At 73.4% G+C, this 21951-nt stretch carries 21 protein-coding genes, 1 pseudogene and 1 riboswitch; of the genes and pseudogenes, 15 read left to right on the top strand and 7 right to left on the bottom strand.

What is annotated here, in order from left to right:
* The first annotated feature begins 112 nt into the window (after nt 1–112).
* From ACWEMJ_RS29595 to ACWEMJ_RS29585, 3 genes are read left to right on the top strand one after another with little or no spacing between them, the layout of a single operon-like run.
* Nucleotides 113–982 (top strand): JmjC domain-containing protein, encoded by an 870-nt coding sequence (locus tag ACWEMJ_RS29595; protein ID WP_452140188.1) that lies wholly within the window; start codon nt 113–115, stop codon nt 980–982.
* A gap of 33 nt (nt 983–1015) precedes the next feature.
* The gene (locus ACWEMJ_RS29590; RefSeq protein WP_452140187.1) at nt 1016–1891 is read left to right on the top strand and encodes a JmjC domain-containing protein; all 876 of its coding nucleotides are present in this window, start codon (nt 1016–1018) and stop codon (nt 1889–1891) included.
* Between the two features lie 42 nt (nt 1892–1933).
* Nucleotides 1934–2932 (top strand): MazG family protein, encoded by a 999-nt coding sequence (locus ACWEMJ_RS29585; RefSeq protein WP_452140186.1) that lies wholly within the window; start codon nt 1934–1936, stop codon nt 2930–2932.
* A 6-nt stretch (nt 2933–2938) separates the two neighbouring features.
* Here ACWEMJ_RS29585 and ACWEMJ_RS29580 read toward each other — a convergent pair whose 3' ends face one another.
* Nucleotides 2939–3358, bottom strand: a complete 420-nt coding sequence (locus ACWEMJ_RS29580) for an SDR family NAD(P)-dependent oxidoreductase (RefSeq protein ID WP_452140185.1) — start codon at nt 3356–3358, stop codon at nt 2939–2941.
* 152 nt (nt 3359–3510) lie between these two features.
* Between ACWEMJ_RS29580 and ACWEMJ_RS29575 the strand changes: the two genes are divergently transcribed.
* From ACWEMJ_RS29575 to ACWEMJ_RS29545, 7 genes and pseudogenes are all read left to right on the top strand, one after another.
* Nucleotides 3511–4755, top strand: coding sequence for a cytochrome P450 family protein (locus ACWEMJ_RS29575; RefSeq protein ID WP_452140184.1), 1245 nt, complete (start codon nt 3511–3513; stop codon nt 4753–4755).
* A gap of 251 nt (nt 4756–5006) precedes the next feature.
* A riboswitch (cyclic di-AMP (ydaO/yuaA leader) is annotated at nt 5007–5194 on the top strand.
* Between the two features lie 3 nt (nt 5195–5197).
* Nucleotides 5198–5917: a transglycosylase family protein gene (locus ACWEMJ_RS29570; protein ID WP_452140183.1), complete on the top strand. Its 720-nt coding sequence runs from the start codon at nt 5198–5200 to the stop codon at nt 5915–5917.
* A 229-nt stretch (nt 5918–6146) separates the two neighbouring features.
* A complete protein-coding gene (gene eno / locus ACWEMJ_RS29565) occupies nt 6147–7436 on the top strand; it encodes a phosphopyruvate hydratase (protein WP_452140182.1) in 1290 nt (429 codons plus the stop codon).
* 105 nt (nt 7437–7541) lie between these two features.
* The gene (locus tag ACWEMJ_RS29560) at nt 7542–7979 is read left to right on the top strand and encodes an FtsB family cell division protein (RefSeq protein WP_452140181.1); all 438 of its coding nucleotides are present in this window, start codon (nt 7542–7544) and stop codon (nt 7977–7979) included.
* 32 nt (nt 7980–8011) lie between these two features.
* Nucleotides 8012–8524: pseudogene (locus ACWEMJ_RS29555) on the top strand (DUF501 domain-containing protein); the annotation flags it as partial.
* 149 nt (nt 8525–8673) lie between these two features.
* Nucleotides 8674–9609: a Ppx/GppA phosphatase family protein gene (locus ACWEMJ_RS29550; protein WP_452140180.1), complete on the top strand. Its 936-nt coding sequence runs from the start codon at nt 8674–8676 to the stop codon at nt 9607–9609.
* A 400-nt stretch (nt 9610–10009) separates the two neighbouring features.
* Complete coding sequence (locus ACWEMJ_RS29545; protein WP_452140179.1) at nt 10010–11374, top strand: NAD(P)/FAD-dependent oxidoreductase; 1365 nt, start codon at nt 10010–10012, stop codon at nt 11372–11374.
* Nucleotides 11375–11549: 175 nt separating this feature from the next.
* Here the strand turns inward: ACWEMJ_RS29545 and ACWEMJ_RS29540 are convergent, their stop codons facing one another.
* Nucleotides 11550–12419 (bottom strand): DUF2690 domain-containing protein, encoded by an 870-nt coding sequence (locus tag ACWEMJ_RS29540; RefSeq protein WP_452140178.1) that lies wholly within the window; start codon nt 12417–12419, stop codon nt 11550–11552.
* Nucleotides 12420–12646: 227 nt separating this feature from the next.
* Here ACWEMJ_RS29540 and ACWEMJ_RS29535 point away from each other — a divergent pair, with 227 nt between their 5' ends.
* Complete coding sequence (locus ACWEMJ_RS29535; RefSeq protein ID WP_452140177.1) at nt 12647–13180, top strand: hypothetical protein; 534 nt, start codon at nt 12647–12649, stop codon at nt 13178–13180.
* A gap of 25 nt (nt 13181–13205) precedes the next feature.
* Here the strand turns inward: ACWEMJ_RS29535 and ACWEMJ_RS29530 are convergent, their stop codons facing one another.
* Nucleotides 13206–13649 (bottom strand): DNA-binding protein, encoded by a 444-nt coding sequence (locus ACWEMJ_RS29530; RefSeq protein WP_452140176.1) that lies wholly within the window; start codon nt 13647–13649, stop codon nt 13206–13208.
* 136 nt (nt 13650–13785) lie between these two features.
* On the opposite strand from ACWEMJ_RS29530, the gene ACWEMJ_RS29525 reads away from it, so the two are divergent.
* From ACWEMJ_RS29525 to ACWEMJ_RS29515, 3 genes are all read left to right on the top strand, one after another.
* On the top strand, nt 13786–13992 hold the full coding sequence (locus tag ACWEMJ_RS29525) for a hypothetical protein (protein ID WP_452140175.1): 207 nt from the start codon (nt 13786–13788) through the stop codon (nt 13990–13992).
* A 5-nt stretch (nt 13993–13997) separates the two neighbouring features.
* Entirely contained in the window at nt 13998–14822 is an 825-nt protein-coding gene (locus ACWEMJ_RS29520; protein ID WP_452140174.1) for a hypothetical protein, read from the top strand.
* 153 nt (nt 14823–14975) lie between these two features.
* Complete coding sequence (locus tag ACWEMJ_RS29515) at nt 14976–16286, top strand: cation:proton antiporter (RefSeq protein ID WP_452140173.1); 1311 nt, start codon at nt 14976–14978, stop codon at nt 16284–16286.
* A gap of 31 nt (nt 16287–16317) precedes the next feature.
* Here ACWEMJ_RS29515 and glgA read toward each other — a convergent pair whose 3' ends face one another.
* Both glgA and ACWEMJ_RS29505 read right to left on the bottom strand, forming a co-directional pair.
* Complete coding sequence (gene glgA / locus ACWEMJ_RS29510) at nt 16318–17508, bottom strand: glycogen synthase (protein ID WP_452140172.1); 1191 nt, start codon at nt 17506–17508, stop codon at nt 16318–16320.
* Nucleotides 17509–17558: 50 nt separating this feature from the next.
* Nucleotides 17559–17720 (bottom strand): hypothetical protein, encoded by a 162-nt coding sequence (locus ACWEMJ_RS29505; RefSeq protein WP_452140171.1) that lies wholly within the window; start codon nt 17718–17720, stop codon nt 17559–17561.
* A gap of 229 nt (nt 17721–17949) precedes the next feature.
* Here ACWEMJ_RS29505 and ACWEMJ_RS29500 point away from each other — a divergent pair, with 229 nt between their 5' ends.
* Nucleotides 17950–19311, top strand: a complete 1362-nt coding sequence (locus tag ACWEMJ_RS29500; RefSeq protein WP_452140170.1) for a helix-turn-helix domain-containing protein — start codon at nt 17950–17952, stop codon at nt 19309–19311.
* Between the two features lie 81 nt (nt 19312–19392).
* On the opposite strand, the gene ACWEMJ_RS29495 is transcribed toward ACWEMJ_RS29500, so the two are convergent.
* Together ACWEMJ_RS29495 and glgB are read right to left on the bottom strand one after the other, a co-directional pair.
* The gene (locus ACWEMJ_RS29495) at nt 19393–20748 is read right to left on the bottom strand and encodes a phosphomannomutase/phosphoglucomutase (protein WP_452140169.1); all 1356 of its coding nucleotides are present in this window, start codon (nt 20746–20748) and stop codon (nt 19393–19395) included.
* The coding region (gene glgB, locus ACWEMJ_RS29490; protein WP_452140168.1) for a 1,4-alpha-glucan branching enzyme at nt 20738–21951 on the bottom strand (1214 nt) is incomplete at its 5' end. The genes ACWEMJ_RS29495 and glgB, both read right to left, overlap by 11 nt.

The raw sequence follows: 21951 nt of genomic DNA, 5'->3' as shown, positions 1-21951 counted from the left end.
GATCTGGCAGGACGCCGTCATGGGCCAGAGGTTGTCCATGCCGGTGCGGTGCCCCGCGCCCACCCCCCCAACTCCCCTGCACCCGACCGGAAAGCGGAGAGGAACCACCGCCATGGACTGGCTGGCACGCTGCGTCGACGACCCCGAGACCTTCCTGCGCGAGCACTGGCGCCAGGGCCCCGTGGTGCTCCGCCCCGCCGACCCGCCCACCGAAGTGCTCACCGTGCAGGCGCTGTTCGACATCATCGACGAGGGCACGCTGCGCAACCCGTACGGCGGCCTGTTCACCCTCGATGGCACCGTGCCGGAGGCCGAGTACTGCCCGCCGCGGGTGATCGCCGGCCACACCCTGGAGGGCTGCCTCGACCCCGAGCGGGTGCGGGCGCTGATCCGCGACCGCAACGCCACCCTGCAACTGCGCTACCTCAACCACTGGCACCCCGGCGTGCGCGCCCTCACCACCGGCCTGTCCGAGAGCCTCGGCCGGCTCGCCGAGGCGTTCCTCTTCTACTCGCAGCCCGGCCGGCACGGCCCCGTCCACCGCGACGAGGGCGACATCCTGGTCCTCCAGCTCAGCGGCGACAAGCACTGGCAGGTCTACGCCGGCCCCACCGACCCGAACTGGCAGCCGGTCCGCGAGGACAACCCCGGCCCGGTCCTGCTGGACACCGTGGTCCGCGCCGGCGAGGTGCTGTACGTCCCCAACGGCTACGCCCACACCGCCCGCGCCACCGAGGACGGCCCCTCGCTGCACCTCACCATCGCGCTGCGCGAGGCCTGCGCCGTCCACCTGCGCAACCAGCTGCGCGCCCTGCTCGCCGACGGCCTCGAACTGCCCGCCCGCCCCCGCGACGAGGACGAACTGCTCGCCGCCGCCGCCCGGCTGCTGGACCACCTGCGCGGCCGGATCACCGCCGCCGACCCCGCCGAACTGGTCTCCGCCGCCCGCCACGCCGCCCACAGCAGCCGCCCCACCGCCTGAGCCCGCCCGCCCGAGCCCCGAGGAGACCCGACCATGACCGAGACCTGGCTGAGCCGCTTCGTCGCGGACGAGGAGCAGTTCCGCACCCGGCTGTGGCGCACCACCCCCGCCGTGCTGCGCCCCGAGCGCCCGCCGGTGGACGTGCTGCCCGCCGCCGAACTCGACCGGCTGCTCGACCACGGCCTGCTGAAGGTCCCCTACCTGGGCCTGGTGCAGCGCGACGCCCACCTGCCCGCCGAGCGGTTCTGCCCGCCCCGGGTGGTGCTCGGCGAGGTCGTCGGCGGCTACGCCGACGGCGCCGCCGTGCGGGCGCTGATCCGCGACGAGCGGGCGACGCTGCTGCTGCGCTACGTCGACCAGTGGCACGAAGGCGTCCGCACCCTGGCCCGCGGCCTGGCCGCCGAGCTCGGCCGGCAGGTCGAGGCGTTCTGGTTCCACACCCCGCCCGGCACCCAGGGCCGCCCCGTGCACCGCGACGACGCGGACGTGCTGGTGCTGCAGATCTCCGGCGCCAAGCGCTGGTGGGTGCACGGCGGCCCCGCCGACGGCAACTGGGCCCCCGACCGGGAGGACGGCGACCCCGGCGAGGTGCTGCTGGAGACCGTGCTGCGGCCCGGCGAGGTGCTGTACGTGCCGCGCGGCTTCGCCCACCGCGCCCGCGCCGAGGACGGCGCACCCTCCACCCACCTGTCGCTGACCGTCCGGGAGGCCGCCAGCGCCAACCTGTACACCGTCGCGCAGACCCTGCTGATCGACAGCCTCGCGCTCCCCGGCCGCCCCCTCGACGACGCCGCGCTCACCGGCGCCGCCGCCGCGCTGATCGAGCACGCCGGGTCGCTGCTCGCCGAGCTCACCCCCGCCGACCTGCTGGCCGTCACCCGCCAGCTGATGCTGCAGCCCGCGGCCTGAGGGCCGGGAGAAGCGCCCGTCGGCCGTTGTAGGTTCGGTGGCGTGGACACTCCGAAGCTGATCCTGCTCACCACCACCCACCGCGTCGCCCCCGGCCTGCTCAGCTGGCCCGCCTGGGAGGCCCTGCGCTCGGCCCCCGCCGTGCTGGTCGGCGACGCCGACCACCCGCAGCTGCCCGCTCTGCGCGCCGCCGGCGTCCGGCCCCGCACGGTCGAGCGCGGCTCCGCCCCGGCGCTGGCCCGCCTGCTGCTCGCCGAGGCCCCCGCCGTGTGGCTGGAGAGCCCGGACGGCGACCCCGGGCTGACCGACGCGCTGGCCCGGATCGCGGTGGAGGAGGCCGGCGAGCACCCGGAGATCGAGCTGCTGCCCGGCTCCTACGACCTGCCCGGCGCCCGCCTGCTCGACCTGGTCACCGTGATGGACCGCCTCCGCTCGCCCGGCGGCTGCCCCTGGGACGCCGAGCAGACCCACCGGAGCCTGGTGAAGTACCTGGTCGAGGAGGCCTTCGAACTCGTCGAGGCGATCGAGGAGGACGACCGCCCGACCCTGCGCGAGGAACTCGGCGACGTGCTGCTCCAGGTGTTCTTCCACTCCCGGATCGCCGAGGAGCACCCCGAGGACCCGTTCTCCATCGACGACGTGGCCGGCGACATCGTCGAGAAGCTGATGTACCGCCACCCGCACGTCTTCGGCGACGTGGACGTCCGCGACTCCGCCGAGACCGAGGCCAACTGGGAGCAGCTGAAGGCCGCCGAGAAGCAGCGCGACTCCGTCCTGGACGGCGTCCCGGCCGGTCTGCCCGCGCTCGCCTACGCGGCCAAGCTGGTCTCCCGGGTCCGCCGCGCGGGGTTCACCGCCGTCCCCGACGCCCCGTACGAACTGCCCGCCGAACTCACCGCCGACTCGGCCGGCGAGCTGCTGCTGGCGATCGCCCAGCGCGCCCACGACCGGGGCGTGGACGTGGACGCGGCGCTGCGCGCGGCGGCCCGCCGCTACCGCCGCGCGGTCCGCGCCGCGGAGGGCCTGCCCGAGACGGACTGACCGCCGTCAGCCGGCCAGCGGCACGTCCGACACCGGGCGGCGCTGCGCCGGGACGACCTCGCCGATCGCCTCGCCGATCAGCGCCAGCAGCTCGGCCAGCGGGTCCAGGTGCCGGGGCAGATCGGCGAGCTGCACGATCCGCTCGCCGTCCGGGCCCGCGACGGCGAACAGGTCGATCGGGCCGAGGTGCTTGACGGCGGTGTCCACCAGCGCGGCGATGTCCGCCGGGTGGTGCACGTCCCCCGAGACCCCGACCACCGGGCAGCCCGGACGGTCGAGTTCGGCGGCCAGGTCCTCGGCGACCCCGGGCCGGAGATCGGCGATCAGCAGGCCCGCCGCCCCGGCGGCGGAGAGCCGGCGGGCCAGATCGGCCCCCTCGCCCCCGTCGAGCACCGCGATGACCACCACTGCACCGGCTACTCGCATGGCCTGCTCCCCTTCCGAGCGGAACCGAGGGCGGTCCGCACGCCGCCCACCGTGGTTCTGGAGGATCGTAGGCTCGCCCCGACGCTCCGCAACAGGGATTACCCGCCAGGTGACCGGATTCACGCGACGGCGGTTCCAGATACGGTCAAGACATGCCAGATCAGCCCCACGACGCCCACCCGCAACTCTTCACCTGGGACTTCGCCGCCGACCCGTACCCCGCGTACGCCTGGCTGCGCGAGCACTCCCCGGTGCACCGCACCACGCTGCCCAGCGGGGTGGAGGCCTGGCTGGTCACCCGGTACGCGGACGCCCGGCAGGCGCTCGCCGACTCCCGGCTCTCCAAGAACCCCGCGCACCACAGCGAACAGGCCCACCGCACCGGCCGGGTGGGCATCCCGGGCGAGCGCCAGGCCGACCTGATGACGCACCTGCTGAACATCGACCCGCCGGACCACACCCGGCTGCGCCGCCTGGTGTCGAAGGCCTTCACCCCGCGCCGGGTCGCCGAGTTCGAGCCGCGGGTGCAGCAGCTCACCGACCGCCTGATCGACTCCTTCGCGGGGCGCGGCGAGGCCGACCTGATCCACGAGTTCGCCTTCCCGCTGCCGATCTACGCGATCTGCGACCTGCTGGGCGTCCCCGCCGAGGACCAGGACGAACTCCGCGACTGGGCGGGCATGATGATCCGCCACACCGGCGGCAAGCGCGGGGGAGTGGGCCGGGCCGTCAAGCAGATCCGCGCCTACCTGGCCGACCTGATCCACCGCAAACGGGCCGACCTGGGCGACGACTTGATCTCCGGCCTGATCCGGGCCAGTGACCACGGCGAGCACCTCAGCGAGAACGAGGCCGCGGCGATGGCCTTCATCCTGCTCTTCGCCGGCTTCGAGACCACCATCAACCTGGTCGGAAACGGACTGTTCGCCCTCTTCCGCAACCCCGGCCAACGCGCCCTGCTCCAGGGCTCGTTGGAGCGCGGCGAGTCCGGCCTGCTGGAGACCGGCATCGAGGAACTGCTGCGCTACGACGGCCCGGTGGAGCTGGCCACCTGGCGGTTCGCCACCCGGCCGTTGAGCATCGGCGGGGTGGACATCCCGGTGGGCGACCCGGTGCTGGTGGTGCTGGCCGCCGCCGACCGCGACCCGGCCCGGTTCGCGGCGGAGAACACCCTCGACCTGGCCCGCGCGGACAATCCGCACCTGGGTTTCGGACACGGCATCCACTACTGCATCGGCGCGCCGCTGGCCCGGCTCGAAGGGCAGCGCGCGATCGGCACACTGCTGACACGGCTGCCGGATCTCCAGCTCGCCGCCGACCCGGCCGAACTCCGTTGGCGCGGCGGCCTGATCATGCGCGGGCTGCGCGAACTCCCGGTCTCCTTCACGCCCCGCTGACCCGGTTTCGACCGCCGCCGCCCAGCTCCGGTCCGTGACCGCCAACTCCCCTGCCAGGGGCGCGCGGTGCGCCCCCGCCCCGGGCAATACGGACATACGTGGACGGTTTGTGCACGAGAAGTGAAGGTCCGTAATTTCGGCGTGATGGTGGATATATGAGCTTGTGATTGCTCATCAGGTCTGCTTACTCTCCGATTTGCCCGCAGCTGTGGGCCCCGATCGCGGCACGCCGAGTCCTGTCCGCCGCGTCCTCGGGACACCGACCAGGAATTCGGACAGGAGCGGGGGACCCAAGGTGTGAACGCCGTCGCAGTTTTGACGGCTCGGGGTGAAGCCGCCCGGGAGCGGACGCAGCAGTCGCGTCCCGACTCCCCGGCGGCCGGGCCAGCCTCCCGGTCCGAACCCGACAGCTCACCTCGCAGGCGTGCGGAGAGGAAGTCCCATGCTGTTCACCGGTTCCGGCCGCCATCGTCGTAGCACCAAGGCCGAGAAGGCCGTCGCCGCAGCCGGCGTGGCCTCCGTGGGCCTGGCCCTGCCGCTGCTGTCCGCCACCGGCGCGGCGGCCGCGCCCGCCTCCACCTGGGACAAGGTCGCCCAGTGCGAGAGCGGCGGCAACTGGTCCATCAACACCGGCAACGGGTACTACGGCGGCCTGCAGTTCTCCTCCTCCACCTGGCGTGCCTACGGCGGCGCCCAGTACGCCTCCCGCGCCGACCAGGCCAGCCGCGCCCAGCAGATCTCGGTGGCCGAGAAGGTGCTCGCCTCCCAGGGCCCCGGCGCCTGGCCGGTCTGCTCGGTCAAGGCCGGCCTGACCAAGGGCGGCGGCAGCGGCTCCCAGGACACCGCCTCCCGCTCGGAGCAGCGCTCCACCGCGCCGCAGCAGCAGTCGACCAAGGCCACCAAGACGCCGAAGGCCCAGCCGAAGGCGCAGCAGCAGGCTCCCAAGGCGCAGCAGCCGCAGCAGAGCTACAAGTCGCCGAAGCCGGCCACCACCTCGCAGGCCCTCGGCGGCACCTACACGGTGCGGCAGGGCGACACGCTGTCCCAGATCGCCGACCGGCAGCACCTGTCCGGCGGCTGGGAGAAGCTGTTCCAGGCGAACCGCAACGTGATCGGCGGCAACCCCGACCTGATCGTCCCCGGCCAGGTGCTCTCGCTCTGACCCCCGCGGCCGGTCCGGCGCCGGCCCGACCGATGATCCGTCCGCTCCGGGCGCGCGCAGCACAGTTCGCGCCGTCCGGAGCGATCCGGCGGCGGGCAAACAGGTGAACTACCAGTGAGTAGCCGGGCCACACGGTGAGACGGAGCCCGGCCGGGCGTGGCCGCGGGGATGTCTGCGGCTAGGCTCTGGGCGTAACGACCACACATCCGCTTCCGCTAGGAGATGCCTCGTGCCGTCCATTGATGTCGTCGTAGCCCGTGAGATCCTCGACTCCCGCGGCAACCCCACGGTCGAGGTCGAGGTCGGTCTCGACGACGGCAGCACCGGTCGTGCGGCTGTCCCCTCGGGCGCCTCCACCGGCGCCTTCGAGGCGCTGGAGCTCCGCGACGGCGACAAGAACCGCTACTTCGGCAAGGGCGTCGAGAAGGCCGTGCTGGCCGTCATCGAGCAGATCGGCCCGGAGCTGGTCGGCTACGACGCCACCGAGCAGCGCCTGATCGACCAGGCCATGCTCGACCTGGACGCCACCCCGGACAAGTCCTCGCTCGGCGCCAACGCCATCCTCGGCGTCTCGCTGGCCGTCGCGCACGCCGCCTCCGAGGCCAGCGACCTGCCGCTGTTCCGCTACCTGGGCGGCCCGAACGCCCACGTGCTGCCCGTCCCGATGATGAACATCCTCAACGGCGGCTCGCACGCGGACTCCAACGTCGACATCCAGGAGTTCATGATCGCCCCGATCGGCGCGGAGTCCTTCTCCGAGGCCGTCCGCTGGGGCGTCGAGGTCTACCACACCCTCAAGGGCGTGCTGAAGGAGCGCGGGCTGTCCACCGGCCTGGGCGACGAGGGCGGCTTCGCCCCGAACCTGGACTCCAACCGCGAGGCCCTGGACCTCATCACCGAGGCCATCAAGAAGGCCGGCTACACCCCGGGCAAGGACGTCGCGCTCGCCCTGGACGTCGCCGCCTCCGAGTTCTACAAGGACGGCGCCTACCAGTTCGAGGGCAAGCCGCTGTCGGCCGCCGAGCTGGTCGAGTACTACGCCGAGCTGGTCGCCGCCTACCCGCTGGTCTCCATCGAGGACCCGCTGGACGAGTCCGACTGGGACGGCTGGAAGGCCATCACCGACAAGCTCGGCGACAAGGTCCAGCTGGTCGGCGACGACCTGTTCGTCACCAACCCGGAGCGCCTGCGCAAGGGCATCGAGACCGGCACCGCCAACGCGCTGCTGGTGAAGGTCAACCAGATCGGCTCGCTCACCGAGACCCTGGACGCCGTCGAGCTGGCCCAGCGCAACGGCTACCGCTGCATGATGTCGCACCGCTCCGGCGAGACCGAGGACGTCACCATCGCCGACCTCGCCGTCGCCACCAACTGCGGCCAGATCAAGACCGGAGCCCCGGCCCGCTCCGAGCGCGTCGCCAAGTACAACCAGCTGCTGCGCATCGAGGAGATCCTCGACGACGCCGCCGAGTACGCGGGCCGCGGCGCGTTCCCGCGCTTCCGCTCCGCGGACAAGTAAGCACAGCAAGGGCTGATCCAGCCGCTGAGCCTGTTGTGACCGGTGCCCCGGCCTCCACCGCGTAGGGTGGGCCGGGGCACCGGCATGCGCAGGAGGGGCGACCAGATGGCCAAGTGGAGGATCCCCGGACTGGCGGCGCGCCCGCGCTTCACCAGCCGGGCCACCGTGCTGGTGCTCGTCCTGTGCTCGCTGGTGGCGATACTCGCCTACCCGACCCGGCAGTACATCGCGCAGCGCGCGGAGATCGCCGATCAGCGGGCCAAGGCCGAACACGCCCGCCAGCAGGTCGACGAACTGCGCCGGGCCAAGGCCCGCTGGCAGGACCCGGAGTACGTCAAGGCCCAGGCCCGGGAGCGGCTGCACTACGCGCTGCCGGGCGAGACCCCGTTCGTGTCGGTGGCCCCGCCGCCCGCGCCGGGCGACAAGCAGTCCTCCTCGGACGGCGCCGGCCGGCCCAAGGCCGCCCGCCCCTGGTACTCCGCCTTCTGGGACTCGGTGGACGCCGCCGACACCGCACTCGCCGCCCCGCCCGCGGCACCCTGACACCCGCCCCCCACCTGACGAACAGACTGCTGATGAGCCACCAGAACCCTCCTGTCTCCGACCAAGACGTCGCCGCGATCGCCGCCCAGCTCGGCCGGGTCCCGCGCGGCCTGCGCTCCGTCGCGCACCGCTGCCCGTGCGGCAACCCGGACGTGGTGGAGACCGCGCCCCGGCTGCCCGACGGCACGCCGTTCCCGACGCTCTACTACCTGACCTGCCCCAAGGCCGCCTCGCTGATCGGCACCCTGGAGGCGGACGGCGTGATGAAGGAGCAGACCGCCCGGCTCGCCGAGGACCCGGAGCTGGCCGCCGCCTACCGGGCCGCGCACGAGGACTACATCGCCCGCCGGGACGCCATCGAGGTGCTGGAGGGCTTCCCCAGCGCCGGCGGCATGCCCGACCGGGTCAAGTGCCTGCACGTGCTGGTCGGCCACTCGCTGGCGGCCGGCGAGGGCGTCAACCCGCTCGGCGACGAGGCGATCGGCATGCTGGAGGACTGGTGGGCCAAGGGCCCGTGCGTCAGCCCGGCCGAGGTCGAGGCCGCCGGTGAGCGGGTCGCCCGCAACCGCGCCAAGGCCGAGGACCACGCCGCGACGATCGCCGCCAAGGAGGCGCTGACCGCCGAGCGCGCCGCCGCCCGCAAGGCCGCCGGGGACGCCGAGGCCGCCGAGGACGCAGTGGAGGGTGACGAGTCGTGAGCACCACCCGGGTCGCCGCGATCGACTGCGGCACCAACTCGATCCGCCTGCTGATCGCCGACCTGGATCCGGAGACCGGGGAGATCACCGACCTCGACCGCCGGATGCTGATCGTCCGGCTCGGCCAGGGCGTCGACCGGACCGGCCGGCTGCACCCCGAGGCACTGGCCCGCACCTTCGCGGCCTGCCGCGAGTACGCGGAGGTCATCGCCGCCTACGGGGTCGGCCCGGAGCGGATCCGGATGGTCGCCACCTCGGCCTCCCGGGACGCCGAGAACGCCGCCGAGTTCACCGCCGGCGTCAAGGAGATCCTGGGCGTCACCCCGAGCGTGGTGAGCGGCGACGAGGAGGCCCGGCTGTCCTTCACCGGCGCCACCCGCGAGCTGCTCGGCGGCCCGCACCGCCCGCCGTACCTGGTGTTCGACCTGGGCGGCGGCTCCACCGAGTTCGTGCTCGGCGAGCAGGACGTGCGGGCCGCGCACTCGATGGACATCGGCTGCGTGCGGATGACCGAGCGTCACTTCGCGGGCGGCCGGCCCACCGAGGAGCAGATCGCCGCCGCCCGGGCCGACATCCGGGCCGCGCTGGACACCGTGGCGGCGAGCGTCCCGCTGACCGAGGGCGCCACCCTGGTCGGCCTGGCCGGGACGGTCACCACGGTCGCCGGGATCGCGCTGGAACTGCCCGGCTACGACTCCGAGCGGATCCACCACGCGGTGCTGACCGTCCAGCAGGTCCGGGACACCGCCCAGTGGCTGCTGCACTCCTCGCACGCCGAGCGGGCCGCCGTCCCCGTGATGCACCCCGGCCGGGTCGACGTGATCGCGGCTGGCGCGCTGGTGCTGCTGGAGATCATGGAGCGCACCGGGGCCGCCGAGCTGCTGGTCTCCGAGCACGACATCCTGGACGGCATCGCCTGGTCGATCGCCTGATCCGGGCGCCCCGGGAAGCCCTCCCGGGGCCTCCCGGCGTGTCGGGGCAAGAAGCTTCGTGAATTTCTTCACATGGCGAACGGGCCTTTCGGCCCAGCGCGGTGTCCGGTCCGTCCGATATGTGGGACCGAAGGCGCCCGGGGCGACTCGTTCATGGGATCGCAGGCAACGCGCCGTTCATGCCGAAGAAATCGAATGCTCACTCGGGAACCCGTGTGCCGCAAGGATCGTTGCTGCTCAGCGCGGCACCGGGTGCCCCGACGATCACGGCGGGCCGCCCGTGGCGGGCGGGGGAAGGGCCGGGCGCGGAAGTGCGGGCGCGCAGTGTAGCAGCCGGTGTCCAGGAGCTTGTGATGGGCCTCACGAACGGCCCATCAGGCGGGGGTGGATACTTTCGGATATGAGCACCACGGAGCGTCCTCGCATCCTCATTGTCGGCGGTGGTTACGTCGGCCTGTATGCCGCGATGCGCATCCTCAAGAAGATGCGCTACGGCGAAGCGACCGTCACGGTCGTCGACCCGCGGTCGTACATGACGTACCTGCCCTTCCTCCCGGAGGCGGCCGGCGGCAACGTCGCCCCCCGCAACCTCGTCGCGCCGCTGCGCAGCGCCCTGAAGAAGGCGGAGGTGCTCACCGGTCACGTGACCGAGGTGGACCACGCCCGCAAGGTCGCCACCATCCAGCCCGCGGCGGGCGACTCCTACGAACTGCCCTTCGAGTACCTGGTCGTCGCGACCGGCTCGGTCTCCCGCACCTTCCCGATCCCGGGTCTGGCGGAGCACGGCATCGGCATGAAGACGGTGGAAGAGGCGATCAGCCTCCGCAACCACGTCATGGCGCAGCTGGACAAGGCCGAGTCCACCACCGACGAGGACGTCCGCCGCAAGGCGCTGACCTTCGTCGTCATCGGCGGCGGCTTCGCCGGCATCGAGACGGTCGCCGAGATCGAGGACATGGCGCGCGACGCCGCCAAGATCTACAAGACCGTCAGCCGCGACGACATGCGCTTCATCGTGGTGGAGGCGGCCAACCGCATCCTCCCCGAGATGGGCCCGGACCTGGGTCTGTGGACCAAGGGCCGCCTGGAGGAGCGCAACATCGAGGTCTACATCGAGACCTCGATGGACTCCTGCGTCGACCAGCACGTGGTGCTGAAGAACGGCATGGAGTTCGACGCCTCGACCATCGTGTGGACCGCCGGCGTGAAGCCGAACCCGGTCGTCAACCGCTTCGGTCTGCCGCTCGGCCCGCGCGGCCACGTCGACACCAAGCCGACCCTGCAGGTCCAGGGCTTCGACTACGTGTGGGCGGCCGGCGACAACGCCCAGGTCCCCGACCTGGCCGCCGGTGAGGGCGCCTGGTGCCCGCCGAACGCGCAGCACGCCGTCCGTCAGGCCGCCGTCCTCGGCGACAACGTGGTGGCCGGCATGCGCGGCTTCCCGCAGGCCGAGTACAAGCACAAGAACCTCGGCGCGGTGGCCGGCCTCGGCCTGCACAAGGGCGTGGCGATCCTGTTCGGCAAGGTCAAGCTCAAGGGCCGCCTCGCCTGGTACTTCCACCGCCTGTACCACGGCGCGATGGTCCCCACCATGAACCGCAAGATCCGGGTCTTCACCGACTGGACGCTGGCGATGTTCCTCAAGCGCGAGACCGTCGGCCTCTCGGAGATGGAGAAGCCGTTCGACGCCTTCCAGGAGGCGACCGCCCCGCCGAAGCCCGCCGCCGCGGCCGAGCCGAAGAAGGAACTCGCCTCCAGCAAGTAAGCGGACAGACCCGATCCGTCGGGTTATGAGTCGGAGGCCCTCCGCCCGGCAACGTCGCCGGACCACGTCCTCCGTGGTGCTCAGCCGGCCCTGCTGCCGGGCGGAGTACAGCAATCGGTAGCCGAAGGCCCCCACCCCTGCCGGGTGGGGGCCTTCGGGCGTTTCCGGCGACCCGTCAGCCGCCCGGTCGGGCGGAGGCGGGGATCGGTGTGGCGCAGAAGGCGCCCCGGGCGTCGATCATCGCGCAGGCCCGGGCACCGGGCGACGCGCCGGCCCGCACCATCTTGGTGTGCGCGGTGTGCCCGCTCTGCTGGCGGTACTCCTCCTGCTCGGGCGGGTCGCCCTCGGTGCCGAAGACCTGGATGCGGTCACCGGGCGAGCCGCCGTCCATCCTGGCCCAGACGGCACGGCAGGCCTCGCTGTAGCGGAGCTCGACCAGCACGCCGAACTCCCGTCCCTCGTCGGTGGTGACGGCGCCGTCCTGGCAGACGGTGGTCGTCGGTTCGACGTGGACGCAGCTCTCGGCGAGGCAGGAGGCGGTCGGCGCGGCGCTCGCCGGGGCGGGCGGCAGGGCGGCGGGCGAGCCGGGGCCGGCCGTGGTTCCGTCCCGCAGAGCGAGGACGAGGCCGCCGCCGATCGACACGGCGGCGAGCACGGCGGCCACGGCCCCGAGCCGGCGGCGGGACCGCGGGTGCGCCCGGTGCTCCTCCTGCTCGGTCTCGCTCGGCTCGGGGTCGACGGTGTCCGGGCCGCGCCCCTCTTCCTCGGCCCGGGTGCAGAGCGCGAGCGCGCGGGCCAGCTCGCTCTCCGGACGCCGGTAGTGGTGGGCCAGCAGCCGGACGACCCGGTGCGGGGCCAGTTGGGCACCGGTCTCGTAGCGGGAGAGCGTGCCCTGCGCGAGGCCGGCCTTCCGGGCGACGGCGGACTGCGACCAGTCGCCGGCGTCCCGGCGCCACTGGCGCAGCAGGCGGGCCAGTTCCGGGCGCGCCGGTGGGTGCGGTGGATCGGGTTCCTCGGCAGGCCCACCGGGTCGGCTGTGCGGCATTCGTGTGCTACCCCTTCGCCTCGGCCTGTGCATACTCCCAGGTCACGGCCCATGTATACGGCGTGGATATTCCGGTATGGGCCGACGGACCGCACAGCGTAGAAGTCCGGCGTCCGGCCGCGCAAAGCTGTGGTGCAGCCGGTGAGGCACTCCCGGCGAATCCCCCCGCTCCCTGGCTGGCCTGCTGCCGCATGTCCGAACTCAGGGGCGAACACGAAGGAGTGACAATGCGTCGCATCGACATCCGTACCCTCGCCACCCGTGCCGCCGGGGCGGCCCTCGCCCTCGCGGCCCTCGTCGGCCCGGTGGTCGGCACGGGCGCCACCGCCGACGCCGCCCAGGCGCGGCTGACGCACGCCGAGGCCACCGCCCGACTGCGGGCCGCCGGCGTGGAGTGGACCTCCAGCAAGCACTGCTCGGACAAGTACGGCGAGGGCTGCACCAGCTTCGACGGCATCCTCGCCGCGACCCTCGACCTCGCCGTCGACCTCAAGAAGCGCAGCCGCTGCGCGGTGCTGATCACCGGCGCCGCCGAGGTCCACCCGCACGGGACGGGGAAGGGGCGGACCCACGGCAACGGCTACAAGCTCGATGTCAGCCCCGACTCCTGCGTGTCGACGTTCATCGCGGACCACTTCCACCGGGACGGTACCCGGGGCAAGAACAAGGACCCGCGGTGGACCACCGCCTCCGCCGAGTACGTCCTGGAGAAGCACAACCAGGAGCGGGGCAAGCACTGGGACATCACCTACACCGGCTGACCGGTGTGCCGCGACGCCCCCGCCGTCAGGACTGGTCGGCGGGGGTGGTGCGGTCGCTCAGGCGTTCGTGGCGCTGGCGGGCGGCCTGGGGGGTGCCGAGGCCGAGGCCGAAGGCGATCTCCTGCCAGGTCATGCCGCGGCCGCGGGCCATGGTGAGCAGGCCGGCTTCGAGTTCGTCGAGTTCGGCGCGGACCAGGGGGAGCAGGGTGAGGGCGGCCGTCAGGTCGGCGCGGTCCACCTCGGGTTCGCCCTCCTCGGGCAGGGCGGCGCCGCTGAGCAGGAAGGCCACCAGCCGGACCGCCTCGTGCGGGGCGGGCATCGCCGGGTTGGTCTGGCGGCGGCGCTGCGCGTCGGTGGCGGCGTGGCGTTCGGCGATCCGGAACAGCGAGGCGTAGACGCGCTGCGCCCGGGCGGCCTCCGGATCGGGCAGGGCGAACGGGTCGGCGGGCTGCGCGGGGGTGTCGGTCATGGGGACAGCATGGGCCGGTGAACCAGTCGGCGTCAATGGGTCGTGTTGAACGGTTCGTTCAAGAAATGGATTGATCGCGGGTGGACGGCCGCCTAGCATGGCGATCACCATCGACACTCAACCCGGGGGTACCGCCATGGAACTGAGCAAGCGTCAAACCGCCCTGATCGCCGCCGCCACCACCGCGCTGGCCGCCGCCGCCGTCGTCGGCGCCACCGGCCTGGAGTGGGACGTCGCCCCGAGCGGCGTGGCCGTCGAGGCGCACGCCGTCGTCCAGCCCGTCGGCGGCATCGCGGTGCCGGACCACATGGCGCTGTCCGTCACCGACCACATGTCGCTCTGACGCGCATGGTGCGGGCAGCGGCCGACGACCCGGCGGCGGAGCTGGTCGCGCGGACCGCCGAGCGGCTGATCCGGCTCTGGGCCGAGCGCGGGGAGCTCCACCACCCCGGCTGGGGCCGGCCGTTCCGGCAGCTCGGCGAGCTGCTGCCCGCACCGGACGTCGAATTCGCCGTCCACAACCCGCAGATGGTGCCGCTGCTGTGGTACCCGGCGCTGCGCCGGGAGGGGGCGGGCGGCACCGTCGTCGTCGAGGTGTTCGACCACCTCCCGGCCGACGCCGGGCCGCCGTTGCCGCGCCGGCAGGAGCTGTCCCGGATCTACAGCTGGGCGCCCGTCACCCGCACCGCGCTCGACTGGATCGCCGAACGGCTCGGCGGGCGCGGCCTGCTGGAGGTCGGCGCCGGCAGCGGCTACTGGGCCGCCCGGCTGCGCGCGCACGGCGTGGACGTGCTGGCCACCGACGCCGAGGCCCGCACCGAGCTCAACGGCTGGACCGATCGGTTCCGCTGGACCGACGTCCGCCCCGGCCGCGCCGCCGAGGACGCCGCCGCCCATCCGGAGCGCGCGCTCGCCCTGATCTGGCCCCCGCACCGCGACCCGATGGCGCTGGAGGCGCTGCGCGCCTACCGCGGCGACCACCTGCTCTACCTCGGCGACCGCCCCGGCGGCCTCTGCGCCGACGACGCCTTCTTCGCCGAACTCGCCGCCCACTGGCGCCCCGTGGCCCGCTGCCCGCTCGCGCTGCGCTGGCTCGGCAACCACGACACCCTGACGCACTACGTCCGCCGGGAGCGCGAGGGGCGCGCGTCCCGGCGCGCGACGTTCTGCTGAGCGCAGTCGGCGATCGTCCAGGTCGCGCCTTCCCGACGACCCCTGCACGGACTTTCCACAGTACGACCCGGGTTGTGACGGTCCATCGACAGCCTCTGATGTGACGACCTAGATTTCAGGCTGTCAATCCTTAAGTAAATATCGGGGGCTCAGATGTCCTTGGATCCCACCACCCGGCTCCTCCTCGCCCTCGCCGCCGTGCTGGCCCTCAGCCTCGGCGCCGCCCGGCTCGCCCGGCGGTTCGGCCAGCCGGCGGTGATCGGCGAGATCGCGATCGGGATCGCGCTCGGGCCGACCCTGCTCGGACGCGTCCTGCCCGACCTGCACCGACAGCTGTTCACCGGCGCGCCGCTGACCGTCCTCGGCGGACTCGCCCAACTCGCCGTCTCCCTCTACGCGTTCGAGATCGGCGCGCAGCTCGCGGCGGAGGCCCGGACCCGCCGGGCCGCCGGGCACCGCTCGCCGCTGCCGCTGGCCGCGGTGTCGGTGGCGGTGCCGGGCCTGGTCGGCCTCGCGCTGGCGCCCTGGCTGATCCGCTCCGGCGGGCTCGGGCCGCACGGCTCGCCCGGCTCCTTTGCGGTCTTCCTGGCCGCCGCGCTCGGCGTCACCGCCGTGCCCGTGCTGGCCCGGATCCTGCACGACCGGGGAATGGACGGCACACCCGAGGGCCGGCTCAGCCTGGCCGCCGCGGCCGTCGGCGACGGCGCCTGCTGGACGCTGCTGGCCCTCGCCCTCTGGCTGGCCGGCACCCTGTCGGCCGGACACCTGGCGCTCGCACTGGCCGGCGTCGCCGGCGCCGGACTGCTCGCCCGCCGCCGCGCCCGCACCGGTGGCGACCCGGACCGGAGCACGGGCCGCGTCACGACCGGCGGCCGCTCGGGGGCCGCGCTGCTGCTCGGCGCGGTCTGCCTGGCCGCGGCCCTCTCCTCCGCGCTCGGCCTGCACACGCTGTTCGGCGGCCTGGTGCTCGGACTGCTGTGGCCGTCCGTCCGGGGCCCGCACGGCGAGCTGCCGGCCACCGCCGCCACCGGCCTCGGCACTCTCTCCGCCGTGCTGCTGCCCTGCTTCTTCCTCGGCGCCGGCCAGCAGGTCGACCTCGGCGCCGACCTGGCCGACCCCGGCTTCCTCGCCCTGGTCGGGACGGTGCTCGCCGTCTCGACGGCGGCCAAGATCCTGCCCTGCGCGGCCGTCGGGCGACGCGGCGGGCTGCCCTGGCGGGACAGCCTGCGGCTCGGCGTCCTGATGAACACCAAGGGCCTGACCGAGATCGTCCTGCTCACCGCCGGCCAGCAGGCCGGCCTGATCGGCGGGCGGCTGTACGCGGCGCTGCTGGTGGTCGCGGTCGCCGCCACCGTGCTGGCCGGGCCCGCGCTGCTGGTGCTGCGGGCCGGGCCGCGGGTCGCGGCGGAGCCGGTGCTCACCCCGGCGGGCCGAGCACCGGCGGGCCGAGCACCGGCGAGTTGAGCACCGGCAGTCCGAGTACCGGCTCGCCCGGTCAGCGCCCGGCCAGCACCGCGCCGTAGACGTCGAGGGTGCGCTCGGCGACCCGGTTCCAGGAGAACTCCCGGACCGCCCGCTCCCGCCCGGCCAGGCCGAACTTCTCGGCCTGGCCGGGGGACTCCAGCAGCGCGTTGACGGCCGCGGCGAGCCCCTGGGCCAGGGCTGCCGGGTCGGCCGGCTCGCCGGTGGCGTCGTCCCGCCGCTCGTACGGCACCAGCAGCCCGGTGCGCCCGTCCTCGACCACCTCGGGGATGCCGCCGACCGCGGTGGCCACCACGGCGGTCTCGCAGGCCATCGCCTCCAGGTTGACGATGCCCATCGGCTCGTACAGCGAGGGGCACACGAACACCGCCGCGTGGCTGAGCAGTTGGCGCACGCTCAGCGGGTCGAGCATTCCGTCGATCCGGACCACGCCGCTGCGCCGCCGGGCCAGATCGGCCACCAGGGTGTCCACCTCGGCGGCGATCTCGGGGGTGTCCGGCTGCCCGCAGCACAGCACCAGCTGAGCCTCCGGGCGGAGCTCGAAGGCTGCCCTGAGCAGGTGCTGCAGGCCCTTCTGGCGGGTGACCCGGCCGACGAACAGCACGATCGGCCGGTGGGGGTCGAGGCCGAACCGTTCCAGCACCGCGGGTGAGCGGTCGGGGCGGTAGGCATCGGTGTCGATGCCGTTGTGGATCACGTGGACGCGGTCGGGCGCGATCTCGGGGTAGACCGAGAGGACGTCCTCGCGCATCGCCCGGGACACCGCGATGACGGCGTCCGCGGACAGCGCGGCGGTGCGCTCCAGCCAGCAGGAGAGCGCGTAGCCGCCGCCGAGCTGCTCGGCCTTCCAGGGCCGCAGCGGTTCCAGGCTGTGCGCGGTCATGACGTGGGGGATGCCGTGCAGCAGCCCGGCCACCCGGCCGGCGCCGTTGGCGTACCAGGTGTGGCTGTGCACCAGGTCGGAGCCGGCGCACTCGGCCGCCGCTTCGAGACCGGCGCCCAGGAAGCCGAGCGCGGGGTTGGCGCCGCGCAGTGCCTCGGGCACGGCGTGGGCGCGGGTGCCCTCCTCGTGCCGGGGTTCGCCGAAGCAGTGGACGTTCACCTCGGCGAGGCGGCGCAGCGCCCGGGTGAGCTCGGTGGCGTGGACGCCGGCGCCGCCGTACACCTCGGGCGGGTACTCCCTGGTCAGGATGGAGACGCGCATGGCGGATCCCTTCTGGTCCGAGCCGGTTCCGGGGGCCGTGCGGGGTGGGGTCAGCAGCAGCCGCCGGCGCCCGGGTCGTCGGAGACGACGACGCCCACCCGGGCCGCCTCGACCGTGCCGGCGTGGCTGGTGGTGGCGAGCGGGCCGAAGGCCAGGGCGAGGGCGGTCACGGCGAACAGAGCGGCGAGGCGGGCGGTCAGTGTCTTGGACATGGCTGTGCCTTTCCAGGTGGGCCCTCCGCGGGCCGCATCAAGTTGACATGGAGAGTCAATCCGGCTTGACAGGCTCTGTCAATGCATCGGCCGCAAGGAAAGCCAGAGGCTCCGTACAACGGCAGGTCGACCCGAAAAAAGTCGAGAACGAAGGCGCTGGAGACTTCTTGGCTGCCTGGGGACGATCCTGTAAAAAGGGTAGTCAAATGGCACCTCGGAGGTGGACAGCGTGGACCAGACGCAGAGCGGGACGGGTGGAATCGGCCAGCGCCTGCGCGAGCTCCGGCTCAAGCGCGGACTCAACCAACAGGACCTCGCCTCGGAGGACATCTCGGTCAGCTACGTGTCCCTGATCGAAACCGGCAAGCGCGCACCGTCCGAGGCGGTGCTGAAGAGCCTCGCCGAACGGGTCGGGTGCTCGGTGGAGTACCTGCGCACCGGGCACGACGACGCCACCGTCAAGGAGCTCGAACTCAAGGTGGCGTTCGGCGACATGGCGCTGCGCAACGGCTCCAACGGGGAGGCACTGCAGTCCTTCAGCGAGGCACTGGCCTCGGCGCCGCTGCTCAGCGACGCGATGGTGCACCGGGCGCGGCTCGGCCAGGCGCTGGCGTTCGAGAAGCTGGGCCGGCTGGAGGCCGCGATCCAGCTGCTCACCACGCTCTTCGAGGACCCGGCCACGGTGGCCGGCTCGGCGCAGTGGGCACAGCTCGCGGTGGCGCTGTGCCGCTGCTACCGGGAGTCCGGCGACCACATCATGAGCGTCGAGGTGGGCGAGCGGGCGATGCGCAAGCTCGACTCGCTCGGCCTGGACGTCACCGACGACCACATCCAGCTCGGCGCCACCCTGATCGACTGCTACCGCGAGCGCGGCGACCTCGGCCAGGCCAACCTGGTCGCGGCCCGGCTGCTGCTGGTCGCCGAGCAGACCGGCTCGCGGGTCGCCCGCGGCTCGGTCTACTGGAACGCCGCGCTGGTCGCCAAGTCGCGCGGCCGGGTGGACGAGGCGCTCGGCCTCACCGAGCGGGCGCTGATGATGATGGCCGAGACCGACAACGTCCGGCACCTGGCCCTGCTCAAGGGCGTGTACGGCCGGCTCATCCTGGAGTCGGACTCGCCCGACCTGGAGCGGGCCCGCACCCTGCTGGACGAGTCCCAGCTCGGGCTGCTGGAGGCCGGCACCGCCGCCGAGCAGGCCTGGAGCGAGACCAGCCTGGCCCAACTGGCCATCCAGCTGCGGCAGTTCGACGACGCGGCGGCGCACGCCAACCGGGCCCTCGGGCTGCTGCGGGCCGAGCCGAGGTTCGACGCCGCCAAGGCGCGGGTGCTGCTCGCCGAGGCCCAGTTCCTCGGCGGCGACCCGGAGGCGGGCGCGGCCACGCTGCGCGCGGTCGAGCGGCAGCTCGGCCAGCTCGCGGCCAACCGCGGCTCGGCGGAGGTCTGGCGGCAGGTCGGCGACCTGTGGCAGCGGTTCGGCCGGGCGGAGGAGGCGATGAGCGCCTACCAGCGGGCGCTGACCAGCGTCGGCCTGCGGGCGCTGCCGAGCGCGACCGAGGCGCCCTCGCCGCGCCCCGGGCGGACCCGGCTGTGAGCGGGCCGGCCCGGCGCTGAGAGCGGGTCGGTGGGCGGTCCGGTCCCGGAGCGGGGGTTCCCCGGGGCCGGACCGCCGGTCTCAGGAGCCGGCGACGATCCGCAGCACCCGGCCGCGCAGGTCGTCCAGGCGGCGGCCGTCGGCGGCCTCGGCGTTCAGCCGCAGCACCGGCTCGGTGTTGGAGGCGCGCAGGTTGAACCAGGCGCCGTCGGCGAAGGCGGCGGTCAGGCCGTCCAGCCGGTCCAGGGCGGCGCTGTCGCCGAGCGAGCGCTCCACCTCGGCCAGCGCGGCGGCCGGATCGGCGACCTCCAGGTTGGTCTCCGCCGCGGTGGCGTACCGGGTGAAGTCGGCCACCAGCTTGGACAACGGCCGCCTCGCGGCGGACAGTTCGGCCAGGATGTGCAGGGCGGCCAGCATGCCGGTGTCGGCGAACCAGAAGTCGCGGAAGTAGTAGTGCCCGGAGTGCTCGCCGCCGAAGACCGCCCGGTGCTCGGCCATCAGCGCCTTGACGAAGGAGTGCCCGACCCGGGAGCGGACCGGCACGCCGCCGCTCTCCTCGATCACCTCGATCGCCGACCGCGAGGTGATCAGGTTGTGCACCACCCGGCCGCCGGGCTCGTCGGCCAGCAGCCGGGCGGCGACCAGCGCGATCACCGAGGAGGCCGGCACCGCCTCGCCGCGCTCGTCGACCGCGAAGCAGCGGTCGGCGTCGCCGTCGAAGGCCAGGCCCAGGTCGGCGCCCTCCGCCCGGACCCGCGCCTTCAGGTCCGCGACGTTGGCGGGCTTCATCGGGTCGGCCTCGTGGTGCGGGAAGGTGCCGTCGAGCTCGAAGTACATCGGGACGATGTCGAGCAGCGGGTGGTCCAGCACCAGCGGCACGGTCAGCCCGGCCATGCCGTTGCCCGCGTCCACCACCACCTTCAGCGGCCGCAGCCCGGAGAGGTCGACCAGCGAGCGCAGGTGCTCGGCGTACTCGTCGAGCAGGCTCTCGGCGCGCCTGGTCCCCGGGACGGGGTCGGCGACGACCGGCGCCGGGTCGACGAGGGCGGCCCGGATCCGCTCCAGGCCGCTGCCCTCGCCGATCGGCACGGCCCCGGCCCGGCACAGCTTGATCCCGTTGTAGGCGGCCGGGTTGTGGCTGGCGGTGAACATCGCGCCGGGCACGCCGAGCCGACCGGAGACGAAGTACAGGTAGTCGGTGGAGCCGAGGCCGGCGTCCAGCACGTCCACGCCCTGCTCCAGCACGCCGCGGGTGAAGGCGGCGGCCAGGCCGGGCGAGGAGTCGCGCATGTCGTGGGCGACGGCGATCTCGGCGGCCCCGGTCAGCGCGGTGAAGGCGGCGCCGATCCGGTACGCGGCGGCCTCGTCCAGCTCCTGCGGCACCAGGCCGCGGATGTCGTACGCCTTGACCAGGCGGCGGGCGAGTTCAGGCTCCATGATGCTCCTCGGGTGACAGCCAGATGGTGGCCAGCGGGGGAAGGGTCAGCACGGCGCTGTGGTCCCGGCCGTGCCACGGGACGGGCTCGGCCTCGACGCGGCGGGTCGCGGTGGAGCCGCTGCCGCCGTAGCGGGCGTCGTCGGTGTCCAGCACGGTCCGCCAGCGGCCCGGCAGCGGCAGCCCGATCCGCTGCCCATGGCGGACGACCGGGGAGAAGTTGCTGACGGCCACCAGCGGCGAGCCGTCGGCCGCGAACCGGACGAACGCGAGGACGTTCTCGTCGGCGGCGTCGGCGTCCAGCCAGCGGAAGCCGTTGGGGTCGGTGTCCTGCTCCCACAGCGCGGGGGTGGCGCGGTAGGCGTGGTTGAGGTCGGCGACCAGCCGCTGCATGCCGCGGTGCTCGGCGGCGGCGGGCCAGTCGTCGCCCAGCAGCCACCACTGCGGTCCGCTGTCGTGGTCCCACTCGGCACCCTGCGCGAACTCCTGCCCCATGAAAAGGAGTTGCTTGCCCGGGTGGGCCCACATGTAGCCGAGGTAGGCGCGGTGGTTGGCGCGCTGCTGCCACCAGTCGCCGGGCATCTTCGACACCAGCGCCTGCTTGCCGTGCACCACCTCGTCGTGCGAGATCGGCAGGATGTAGTTCTCCGAGTACGCGTACACCATCGAGAAGGTCATCTCGTGGTGGTGGTACCTGCGGTGCACCGACTCCCGGCCCAGGTAGGCCAGCGAGTCGTGCATCCAGCCCATGTTCCACTTCAGGCCGAAGCCGAGTCCGCCGGCGTCGGTGGGCCGAGTGACGCCCTCCCAGGCGGTGGACTCCTCGGCGACCGTCAGCACGCCCGGGCAGCGCCGGTAGACGGTCGCGTTCATCTCCTGCAGGAACGCGGCGGCGTCCCAGTTCTCCCGCCCGCCGTCCCGGTTCGGCGTCCACGCGCCGTCCGGACGGGAGTAGTCGAGGTAGAGCATCGAGGCGACGGCGTCGACCCGCAGGCCGTCGACGTGGAACTCCTCGCACCAGTACACGGCGTTGGCGACCAGGAAGTTGCGGACCTCGGTGCGGCCGTAGTCGAACTCCAGCGTCCCCCAGTCCGGGTGCTCCGCGCGCAACGGGTCGGCCGGCTCGTACAGCGGCTCGCCGTCGAACCGGGCCAGCGCGAAGTCGTCCTTCGGGAAGTGCGCGGGCACCCAGTCGACCAGCACGC

The organism is Kitasatospora sp. NPDC004531 (genome assembly GCF_053602195.1).
This window is presented reverse-complemented; position numbering and strand designations above follow the sequence as displayed.

What these genes read in the sequence shown, in the direction of transcription:
- ACWEMJ_RS29595 (WP_452140188.1), top strand. Translation starts at nt 113, where the DNA reads ATGGACTGGCTGGCACGCTGCGTCGACGACCCCGAGACCTTCCTGCGC.
- ACWEMJ_RS29590 (WP_452140187.1), top strand. Translation starts at nt 1,016, where the DNA reads ATGACCGAGACCTGGCTGAGCCGCTTCGTCGCGGACGAGGAGCAGTTC.
- ACWEMJ_RS29580 (WP_452140185.1), bottom strand. Translation starts at nt 3,358, where the DNA reads ATGCGAGTAGCCGGTGCAGTGGTGGTCATCGCGGTGCTCGACGGGGGC.
- ACWEMJ_RS29575 (WP_452140184.1), top strand. Translation starts at nt 3,511, where the DNA reads ATGCCAGATCAGCCCCACGACGCCCACCCGCAACTCTTCACCTGGGAC.
- ACWEMJ_RS29570 (WP_452140183.1), top strand. Translation starts at nt 5,198, where the DNA reads ATGCTGTTCACCGGTTCCGGCCGCCATCGTCGTAGCACCAAGGCCGAG.
- ACWEMJ_RS29560 (WP_452140181.1), top strand. Translation starts at nt 7,542, where the DNA reads ATGGCCAAGTGGAGGATCCCCGGACTGGCGGCGCGCCCGCGCTTCACC.
- ACWEMJ_RS29545 (WP_452140179.1), top strand. Translation starts at nt 10,010, where the DNA reads ATGAGCACCACGGAGCGTCCTCGCATCCTCATTGTCGGCGGTGGTTAC.
- ACWEMJ_RS29540 (WP_452140178.1), bottom strand. Translation starts at nt 12,419, where the DNA reads ATGCCGCACAGCCGACCCGGTGGGCCTGCCGAGGAACCCGATCCACCG.
- ACWEMJ_RS29535 (WP_452140177.1), top strand. Translation starts at nt 12,647, where the DNA reads ATGCGTCGCATCGACATCCGTACCCTCGCCACCCGTGCCGCCGGGGCG.
- ACWEMJ_RS29530 (WP_452140176.1), bottom strand. Translation starts at nt 13,649, where the DNA reads ATGACCGACACCCCCGCGCAGCCCGCCGACCCGTTCGCCCTGCCCGAT.
- ACWEMJ_RS29525 (WP_452140175.1), top strand. Translation starts at nt 13,786, where the DNA reads ATGGAACTGAGCAAGCGTCAAACCGCCCTGATCGCCGCCGCCACCACC.
- ACWEMJ_RS29520 (WP_452140174.1), top strand. Translation starts at nt 13,998, where the DNA reads ATGGTGCGGGCAGCGGCCGACGACCCGGCGGCGGAGCTGGTCGCGCGG.
- ACWEMJ_RS29515 (WP_452140173.1), top strand. Translation starts at nt 14,976, where the DNA reads ATGTCCTTGGATCCCACCACCCGGCTCCTCCTCGCCCTCGCCGCCGTG.
- glgA (WP_452140172.1), bottom strand. Translation starts at nt 17,508, where the DNA reads ATGCGCGTCTCCATCCTGACCAGGGAGTACCCGCCCGAGGTGTACGGC.
- ACWEMJ_RS29505 (WP_452140171.1), bottom strand. Translation starts at nt 17,720, where the DNA reads ATGTCCAAGACACTGACCGCCCGCCTCGCCGCTCTGTTCGCCGTGACC.
- ACWEMJ_RS29495 (WP_452140169.1), bottom strand. Translation starts at nt 20,748, where the DNA reads ATGGAGCCTGAACTCGCCCGCCGCCTGGTCAAGGCGTACGACATCCGC.